The following is an 8,596-nucleotide window of genomic DNA, read 5'->3' on the forward strand; positions in this document are numbered from 1 at the left end:
CACCAGCACCGCCACCCGGTAGGGGCCCGCGTCCGAGAAGCCCACCCCATGCCCTCCGATCAGCGCCGCGCACACCGCGATGCCCACCGCCCCGCCGAGCGTGCGGACGATCTGGAAGAGGCCCATCGCCTGGCCCATGTCCGCGGGGGCGATGCCCTCGAACCCGGCGATCTGGATCGTCAGGACCGCCGTGCCGAGCACGAGCCCCACCGCGAACATCAGCCCCCGCACCGCCCAGGCGTTCTCCGCCACCCCGGGCGCGGCAAGAGCGGCGAAGACGCCCCCGGCGAGAAGCAGCGCCGGGACCGCGAGGCGGCGTGGGCCGAGGCGGGGGAGGAGGCGGTCCACGGCCTGGGACGCCAGCATCAGGCCCAGCGCCTCGGGGAAGACGCTCAGGCCCGCGTCGAGCGCGGACGCGCCGAGCGCGGCCTGGTAGAGCAGCGGGAAGACGAAGAGGACGCCCATCAGGCCCGCTGCGCTGACCAGGGCGAGCGCCGAGGCCGCTCCGTACACGCGGTCGGCGAGCAGCCGCAGGCGCAGGAGGGGTTCGCGGACGCGGAGTTGGTGGGCCACCGTGGCGACCAGCAGTGCCGTGCCCGCGATCGCGCTGACCGCCACCGACGGCCGCGCCCAGCCCTGCGAGGGGCCGAAGCCCAGCGCGTACGTGAGGAGACCGAGCGCCGGGGTGGCGAGCAGGAAGCCGACGCGGTCGAAGGGGGCCTTCGTCCCCTCCACGTGTTCCCGCAGGGCCACCGCGCCGAACAGCACGGCCGCCGCGCCGACCGGCACGTTCACGAAGAACAGCCAGCGCCAGGAGAGATGTTCGGTGAGGAAGCCGCCGAGGGGCGGGCCCAGCGCGGGCATCAGCGCGGTCGGCACGATCAGCACCTTCGACAGCCGTACGCGCTCCTCGGGCGGGAAAGCCCGGAACAGGAGCGTCATCCCGACCGGTGTGAGCAGCCCGCCCGCAAGGCCCTGCACCGCCCTCGCCACCACCAGGGTGGTGAGGTCCGGCGCGAGGCCGCACACGGCGGACGCCGCCGTGAAGAGGGCGAGCGCGCCGAGGAAGACCCGCTTCGTGCCGAGCCGGTCACCGAGCCAGCCCGCGACCGGCAGGGCGAGGGCCAGCGCCACGAGGAACGCCGTCTCGACCGTGTTCGCCGCCGACACCGGCCGCCCGAAGTCGCCCGCGATGGTGAAGAGGGCCGGGTTGACGATCGTGGAGTCCAGGCCGTTCATGCACATCGCGGCCGTGTAGACGAGGACGACGGCGACCCTGGGGCGTATCCGGGGTCTGACCAGCAGTCCGCCGCTCACCGGCCGGCGACCCAGGCAAGGGCGGACTGGCGCGGGCACGGCCCGTGCACGGCCGCCCAGCCGTCGGGCACCTCGGCGAAGAGCGGCCACAGCGAGTGCTCGCCGCGGTCGTTGGCGAGGACCAGGAACTCCCCGTCGGCGTCGAAGGGGTTGGCGGGTGCGTCACTCATGATCGCGGGGTCTCCAGCTCGGTCGGCCGGTCCATCGGGCCCGGTCCATCGGTCAGTCGGGCGGCGACCACGCGGGCGATGTGCGCGATCGGCTCGGGCAGGGTCATGTCCTTGTGCGAGCAGGCGACGTCCGTGTTCGTGATGCGCCCGCCGACGTACGGAGTCCAGGTCTCGGGCGTGAGCGCGTCGTCGATGGTGTCGACCGTCGCCCGGAAGAAGAGCACGTCACCGTCGAAGCGGCGGTGGTCGTAGCCCCGTACGAGATGGTTGGTGTTGAGGTAGATGTCGCGCAGGGCCTCGAAGGTGGCGGGCGGCAGGGCCGCCAGGGGGCTGCCCTCGCGGCGCAGTACGCCGATGACGTTCTCGGTGGTCAGGTCATCGCCAGCGAGACTGTCCGGGCCGTAACCGCCCATGGTGAGCAGCGATTCAAGCGCCTCGGCCTCGTCGGACTCGGGCAGCTCGCGGAAACCCTCCGCCGGGTAGGCGTCGAGGATGGCGAGGAGTTCCACCTCGTGGCCAAGGTCCTGGAGGTGGGTGGCCATGGCGTGCGCGATGATGCCGCCGGTCGACCAGCCGAGGAGGCGGTAGGGGCCGGTGGGCTGCACCTCGCGCAGGCGCGAGACGTAGTGGGCGGCCAGCTCCTCCAGGGTGCCCGGGAGCGGGTCGGCGGCGGTGGCCGTGCCCACGCCCTGCGCCTGGAGGCCGTAGATCGGCACGTCCGCCGGGAGGTGCCGGATCAGGCCCGCGTAGCACCAGCTCAGGCCGCCCGCCGGGTGGACGCAGTGGACCGGCGCGCGGTCGCCCTCGCGGGCGGTTCCGCCTCGGCCGCCGCCGCTACCACCACCCGGACACCACGGGCCGCCGACGCCCCCGCCGCCGCCCCCGCGAAAGCTCGCGGTCTCGCTTACCGCGGCGTCTGCTACGAGGTCATTGACGGTGAGTCCCCCGCCACCCGGTGGGCCCCGGCCCGCATGCGCGCCGACCTGCGCGCGATCAGGCAGGATCTGCACGCCACCACCGTCTCCGTCTTCGGCGACGGCGTCGAACGCCTCGCCGCCACCGCCTCCGAGGCCGCCGAACGCGGACTGCACGTCTGGATCCAGCCGCGCCTGGGCGACGTACCGGAGAGCGACATCCTCGACCACCTCGCGGAGACCGGTCGGCACGCCGAGCGGATGCGCCGCCAGGGGGCGCGCGTGTACCTCAGTGTGGGGTGCGAGTTCCTGCTGTACGTTCCCGGGATCGTGCCCGGCGCCAACGCCGTGGAGCGCGTCGAGAACATCCTCAAGGGGAATTACGACCCCCAGGCCATGGTCCGCAAGCTCCGCGCGTTCATCGCGCGGGCCGCGAAGACCGGCCGTTCCGTCTTCCGGGGGACGCTCACCTATGGCGCCGCGCACGAGGACGACGTCGACTGGTCCCTCTTCGACCTCGTCAGCGTCAATTACTACGCGTACCACCGGACCCGCGCCGACTACGTCAAGGAGCTGACCCCGTACCGCCGTTGGGGCAAGCCGGTGGCGATCACCGAGTGCGGGACATGCACGTACGAAGGGGCGCCGGAGCGCGGCGGCATGGGCTGGCACGACGTCGTGGACTACGACAAGCAGCCCCCGGAGATCATCGGCGATCTGAAGCGGAGCGAGGGCACGCAGGCCGCGTACCTCCTGGATGTCTTCGGCGCCTTCGAGGCGATGGGCCTGCGCGCGGCCCTCGTCTACAACTTCGTCACCCCCGACGTCCCGCACCACCCCGAACGGCGTTACGACCTCGACATGGCCGGCTACAGCATCACCAAGACCGTCAGGGACCGCCCCGACGACCCCGGCTCGCCCTGGCACTGGGAGGCGAAGGAGTCCTTCCAGGCGCTGGCCCGCCACTTCGCGCGGGCCACCCGGGGCTGACGGTACTTGGCGCGCCACGCACTTCCCCTGCCGTCGCGCATGTGTTTGCCTGATGCCTATTTCGGCTGTCTGGGGCGGGAGTTGCCGCATGCGCAAGCGGTGGAGTGTGGGTACGGCCTCGGGGGCGGGGGCGCTGGCGGCCGCGTTGCTGCTGGGAGCGTGCGGGGACCCCGGGTCCGGGGGCGAGGCGCCGGCCGCCGCGCCCGTGCCGGGAGGACAGGTGTCCAAGGGCCCCGATGGTGCGGGGCGTCCCGACTCGGCCCGCTCCGGCTCCCCCGCCCCGACCTCCACCACCCGGCAGCGGATCGCGGAGAAGGCCCGGATGAAGGAGCCGAAGGTGCTCTACCTCGGGGACTCCCTCGCCATGGAGAACCAGGACGTCCTCGGCGCGCAGCTCAAGCGGGACCTCGGCGCCCGCTACCGCAGCGCGCCCTACTCGGGCACCACCCTCTGCGACTACCTCGACGGCACCGGCAAGCGCTCCCTCGTCCCCGACAAGGACAAGGCCGCCGCGCTCGTGCGCGCCGAGCGGCCGGATTACGTGGTGCTCCAGTTCTGGGGGAACGCGTGGGGCTATACGCCGTGCATGGACGGCATCACGTACGACAAGGCGCGCGAGAAGTACTTCGACCGGTACGCGGCGGACGCGCGTGCGCTGGCCGGGCAGATCAACGCGGCCGCCGGGGGCGCGGACCGGCCCCGCATCGTGTGGGTCCTCCAGGGTCCCGACCCGATCACGCCCGACCGCGTCCGCCGCGTCAACGGCATCTACGAGGCGCAGGCCCGCGCCTCGGGCGGCCTCGTCGCCGACGCGGGGCGCGCGGTGGCCCCGGCGGCGGCGCGGTACACGTGGGCCGAGACGCTGCCGTGTACGGCGTACGAGGCGAAGAACCCGGCGTACTGCACGGAAGGGGCGCGGGGGCGGACGGCTCTGCACCGGAGCGATGACCCGCTGCATTTCTGTCTGGCACCGACCACGGCCAAGTCCCGGCCCTGTCCGGTGCGTTCGCCGGGGATCCGGCGGATCGCGGCGGCGATCACGCGGGCGGTGGGCGACGCGTCCTAGCCCCCGTCGGGGTGGGCTCGGGTCACCCGTTCGGAGTAGTACCGGTCGCTGGCCCGGGCCGCCCGTCACACGCTGTGAGTCCTGACAGCGAGAGATGGGGTGGCTGGCCATGAGCAGTGCGAGCGAGCATCACGGCAGGCCGGGGCAGCCGGGGCGGCCGGGGCAGCCGGGGCCCGGGAAGCCGCACCATGGCGGTGACGCGGATGTGTGGACCACCGGCGGCACCCTCTTCGCCGGTGTCCTCATGCTGGTGAACGGGCTCCTCGGCGTCTTCGCGGGGATCGCGGGCATCGCGAAGGACGACGTCTACGCCCGTATCGGCGACTACGTCTACAAGTTCAGCCTCACCACGTGGGGCTGGATCCATCTGGTGCTCGGCATCGTCATCGCGGTGACGGGCTGGGGCATCCTCAAGGGCGCGAGCTGGGCGAAGGCGACGGGTGTGGCGCTGGCGGCGCTGGGCATCGTGGCGCAGTTCCTGTGGCTGCCGTATACGCCGGTGTGGGCGTTCATCTCCATCGCGATCGGGGTCTTTGTCATCTGGGCGTTGTGTACGGACCGGGCCGACAGTGCGGGGCCCTGACGCCGGGCGGTACGTGGGCGGATTTCCTGTGCGGGTGGGCTGTGGCTGGTCGCGCCGTTCCCCGCGCCCCTTCGGGGCCCGTCCCCCCATGCGCGGCTTCGGTCGTGGTTGCTCGCGCCGTTCCCCGCGCCCCCTTCGGGGCGCTCCTCAGTGCCGCGAACGGGCGCCCCGTCAGGGGCGCGGGGAACTGCGCGGTCGGCCGCGGACTGCCCGCACGTGAGGACCGTCAGAACCTGGCAGGGCCCCCGTTCGCGGTGACCGTGTCGGCGACGGCACGGATGAACGCCGCCGCGCGAGGCGGCACCGCGCCCGCGCGGTGGATCAACGCCACCTCCGCCGCCGGAACATCCCGCAGGGGGACGAAGACCACGTCCGGACGTGCGTAGTACCGCTCGACCGAGGCAATCACCGGAGAGATTCCCTGACCCGTCGCGACCAGCGTCATCAGTTCCTGGAACGTCGCCACCGCCTGGCCCCGCCGGATCTCCCGGCCCCCCGGCGTGCGCGGCGGAACGTGGAAGTCCCACCAGTACGCGGGCGCGCCGTTGACGACGCCGAAGAACGTCTCGCCCGCCAGCTCCTCCAGGGAGACCGACGCGCGGCCCGCGAGCGGGTGGCCCAGCGGCACCGCGAGGAGCCGGGGCTCCTCGATGACGACAGGGCCCACGGCCAGATCCGGCTCCTGGACCGGCAGGCAGGTGAAGAGCAGGTCGACCTCGCCGGCGCGCAACGCCCCCAGCGGGTCCCGGAACTGCGCCTCCCGCATCGTCACCTCGCACCCGGGACAGCGCTCCCGGAACGTCGCCAGGATCGACGCCGTCAGCGACCCCGCGCCCGAGCCGAGGAAGCCCACGTGCAGCTCGCCCTCCACACCCCGCGCCGCGTCCTTCGCACGGGCCACCGCCGCCTCCAGCTGGGCATGGAGCGGCGCCACATCCTCGTACAACTGCCGCCCCAGCGGTGACATCCGCACCACCCTGCTGGTGCGCTCGAAGAGCGGGGCGCCGATCTTGCGCTCCAGCTTCTTCAGCGTCTGGCTGACCCTCGCCTGGGAGAGCAGGAGCCGCTCGGCGGTGCGGCCGAAATGCAGTTCCTCGGCCAGCGTCAGGAAGGTCTCCAGCTCCTGCCGTTCCATGCATACCCCCTGTGACCTGCATCGATAAGCGCGGCGCGCAGATCGTTTCACGGATCGTCGTTGATGGGCCATCGGGTTCGGCGGATCTTTGGGGTGTCGGTCCGGCGCGCGGCGCCGGGACGGCCCTTCACCCCAACTCCCAGGAGCCTTCGATGATTTCGCGTGCCCGTATCTCCGTCGCCGCCGCGGCCACCGCCACCGCACTCGCCCTGACCGCCGGGGTCACCCTCACCGGCGCCCAGGCCCAGACCCAGAACCAGGCCCAGGGCCCGAAGGGTGCGTGGAGCGCCGCGTGGGCCGCCTCCCCGCAGCGGCCGAGCACCGGCTTCAAGCCCAACTGGTCGGAGGCCGGATTCGACCGCCAGACCCTGCGCCAGGTCGTCCGCGTCACCGAGGGCGGCACCAGAGCCCGCATCCGGCTCTCCAACGCGTACGGCGCCTCGCCCCTGCGCATCGAGAGCGCCACCGTCGCCCGTACGAAGAAGGGCGCGGCCGTCGAGGAGGGCTCGGTGCGGCGGCTCACCTTCGGCGGCGGGAAACGGGCCGCCACCATCCCCGCCGGAGGGCGGCTCGCCAGTGACGCGGCGGGGCTGAAGCTCGACGCGTTCGAGTCCGTGACCGTCACGCTCCACCTCTCCGGCACAACCGGGCCCGCCACCTTCCACTCCCAGGCCTTCGCCACCAGCTACCGCGCCGACGGCGACCACACCGGCGACACCGGCGCCGGGGCCTTCGGCGAGTCCACCGAGTCCTGGTACTACCTCACGGGCGTCGACGTCGGCGGAGCCCGGCCCGCCGCGCGGGACGGCGTCGTCCTCTTCGGCGACTCCATCACCGACGGCTTCGCCTCCTCCACCGACCGCGACCGCCGCTGGTCCGACGCCCTGGCCGAACGCCTCGCCGAGGCGGGCGACCAGCGGCCCGTCCTCAACGCCGGGATCGGCGGCAACATGGTCCTCAACGACTCCGCCTGGTACGGCGAGAAGGGCGTGGGCCGCTTCACGCGGGACGCCCTCGACCTGCCCGGCGTCGGCACGGTCGTCGTCCTCGAAGGCGTCAACGACATCGGCTTCAGCGAGACCGACAAGCCCACCTACAAGCCCGCCCCGACCGTCTCCGTCCGCCAGCTCATCAACGGCCACCGGAAACTGATCCGCGCGGCCCACGCCAAGGGCCTGAAGGCCGTCGGCGCGACGCTGCTCCCGCTCGGCGGCTCCGACCACTACGGGCCGCACGCCGCCAAGGTGAGCGACGAGTTCAACACGTGGGTGCGCACGTCCGGCGAGTACGACGCGTACGTCGACTTCGACAAGGCGCTCGCCGACCCCGCCGACCCGGAGCGGATCGCCCCCGCGTACGACAGCGGCGACCACCTGCACCCGAACGACGCCGGTTACCGGGCCATGGCCCGCGCGGTCGAGCTGGAGGAGCTGTGAGCACCGGTCTGAAAGCGCCCGAGGGCGCCCGTGGCGGCGCCGCCCGGATGACTCGTCGGCAGCGGCTCGTGCTCGTACTGCTGCTCGGATCGCAGTTCATGGTCGCCGTCGACTTCTCGATCCTGAACGTCGCCCTCCCCGTCGTCGGGGAGGGGCTGGGCTTCTCCCTCTCCCACCTCCAGTGGATCGCCACCGCCTTCGCGCTCGCCGCGGCGGGCTTCACGCTGCTCTTCGGGCGCGTCGCCGACCTCTTCGGGCGCAAGCGGCTCTTCATCGGCGGCATGGCGCTCCTCGGCCTCTCCTCGGCCCTGGGCGGCCTCGCCACCACGCCTGAAGTACTGCTGACGGCCCGGGTGTTGCAGGGGCTCGCGACCGCGGCCGTCACCCCGGCGGGGCTCTCGCTGCTCACCACCGCGTTCCGCGAGGGGCCGCAGCGGGACCGGGCGCTCGGGCTCAACGGGGCGCTGATGTCCGCCGGTTTCACCACCGGGGCACTCCTCGGCGGGCTCCTCACCGACCTGCTCTCCTGGCGCTGGGCCTTCCTCATCAACGTGCCGGTCGCGGCGGCCGTCGTCGCCCTCGCGCCCGCGCTGCTCACCGACTCACGGATCGTGTGCAGGCACCGGCTCGACGTGCCGGGCGCGGTGACCGTGACGGGCGGTCTGCTGGCTGTCGTGTACGGGCTGACGCGGGCGGGCGAGAGCGGCTGGGGCGACCCGGTGGCGCTCGCCTCGCTGGTCGCGGGCGGGGCGCTGCTGGTCGCGTTCTGGTTCGTGGAGCGGCGGTCGGCGGCGCCCTTGATCCCCGTACGCATCATGCGGCGCCGCACGGTCGTCTGGGGCAACGCGGCGGGGCTCGTCGCCTTCGCCACGGAGACCTCGCTGGTCTTCCTCCTGACGCTCTACCTCCAGGAGGTCCTCGGCTACTCGGCGCTCGCGACCGGTCTGGCCTTCGGGGTGCTCGGCCTCGGCACGGTGGCTGGGGG

General features: G+C 73.0%; 8 protein-coding genes and 1 pseudogene. 5 read left to right on the top strand and 4 right to left on the bottom strand.

The features are described 5' to 3' along the window. From GKQ77_RS21580 to GKQ77_RS21590, 3 genes and pseudogenes are all read right to left on the bottom strand, one after another. The coding region (locus tag GKQ77_RS21580) for a DHA2 family efflux MFS transporter permease subunit (protein WP_219690576.1) at window positions 1–1,317 on the bottom strand (1,317 nt) is incomplete at its 3' end. Then, the gene (locus GKQ77_RS21585; protein ID WP_219690577.1) at window positions 1,314–1,487 is read right to left on the bottom strand and encodes an MbtH family protein; all 174 of its coding nucleotides are present in this window, start codon (window positions 1,485–1,487) and stop codon (window positions 1,314–1,316) included. The genes GKQ77_RS21580 and GKQ77_RS21585, both read right to left, overlap by 4 nt. Further along, window positions 1,484–2,299 (bottom strand): annotated as a pseudogene (locus tag GKQ77_RS21590) (thioesterase domain-containing protein); the annotation flags it as partial. The pseudogene GKQ77_RS21590 and the gene GKQ77_RS21585, both read right to left, overlap by 4 nt. Between GKQ77_RS21590 and GKQ77_RS21595 the strand changes: the two are divergent. The 3 genes from GKQ77_RS21595 (at window position 2,270) to GKQ77_RS21605 (ending at window position 5,040) form a co-directional block, all read left to right on the top strand. Then, a complete protein-coding gene (locus GKQ77_RS21595) occupies window positions 2,270–3,391 on the top strand; it encodes a glycoside hydrolase family 113 protein (RefSeq protein WP_372459948.1) in 1,122 nt (373 codons plus the stop codon). The pseudogene GKQ77_RS21590 and the gene GKQ77_RS21595 overlap by 30 nt on opposite strands. A gap of 88 nt (window positions 3,392–3,479) precedes the next feature. Further along, complete coding sequence (locus GKQ77_RS21600) at window positions 3,480–4,457, top strand: SGNH/GDSL hydrolase family protein (protein WP_219690579.1); 978 nt, start codon at window positions 3,480–3,482, stop codon at window positions 4,455–4,457. A gap of 109 nt (window positions 4,458–4,566) precedes the next feature. Next, complete coding sequence (locus GKQ77_RS21605; protein WP_219690580.1) at window positions 4,567–5,040, top strand: DUF7144 family membrane protein; 474 nt, start codon at window positions 4,567–4,569, stop codon at window positions 5,038–5,040. Window positions 5,041–5,266: 226 nt separating this feature from the next. Here GKQ77_RS21605 and GKQ77_RS21610 read toward each other — a convergent pair whose 3' ends face one another. Next, window positions 5,267–6,175 carry a LysR family transcriptional regulator gene (locus tag GKQ77_RS21610; RefSeq protein ID WP_219690581.1) on the bottom strand — a complete coding sequence of 303 codons (909 nt, stop codon included), beginning with the start codon at window positions 6,173–6,175 and terminating at the stop codon, window positions 5,267–5,269. A gap of 152 nt (window positions 6,176–6,327) precedes the next feature. On the opposite strand from GKQ77_RS21610, the gene GKQ77_RS21615 reads away from it, so the two are divergent. Both GKQ77_RS21615 and GKQ77_RS21620 read left to right on the top strand, forming a co-directional pair. Continuing rightward, on the top strand, window positions 6,328–7,611 hold the full coding sequence (locus GKQ77_RS21615; RefSeq protein ID WP_219690582.1) for an SGNH/GDSL hydrolase family protein: 1,284 nt from the start codon (window positions 6,328–6,330) through the stop codon (window positions 7,609–7,611). Window positions 7,612–7,658: 47 nt separating this feature from the next. Continuing rightward, on the top strand, window positions 7,659–8,596 hold a 938-nt coding region (locus tag GKQ77_RS21620; RefSeq protein ID WP_219690583.1), incomplete at its 3' end, for an MFS transporter.

It is taken from the genome of Streptomyces anatolicus (assembly GCF_019400875.1).
In the GTDB taxonomy this organism is placed as follows: Bacteria; Actinomycetota; Actinomycetes; order Streptomycetales; family Streptomycetaceae; genus Streptomyces; species Streptomyces anatolicus.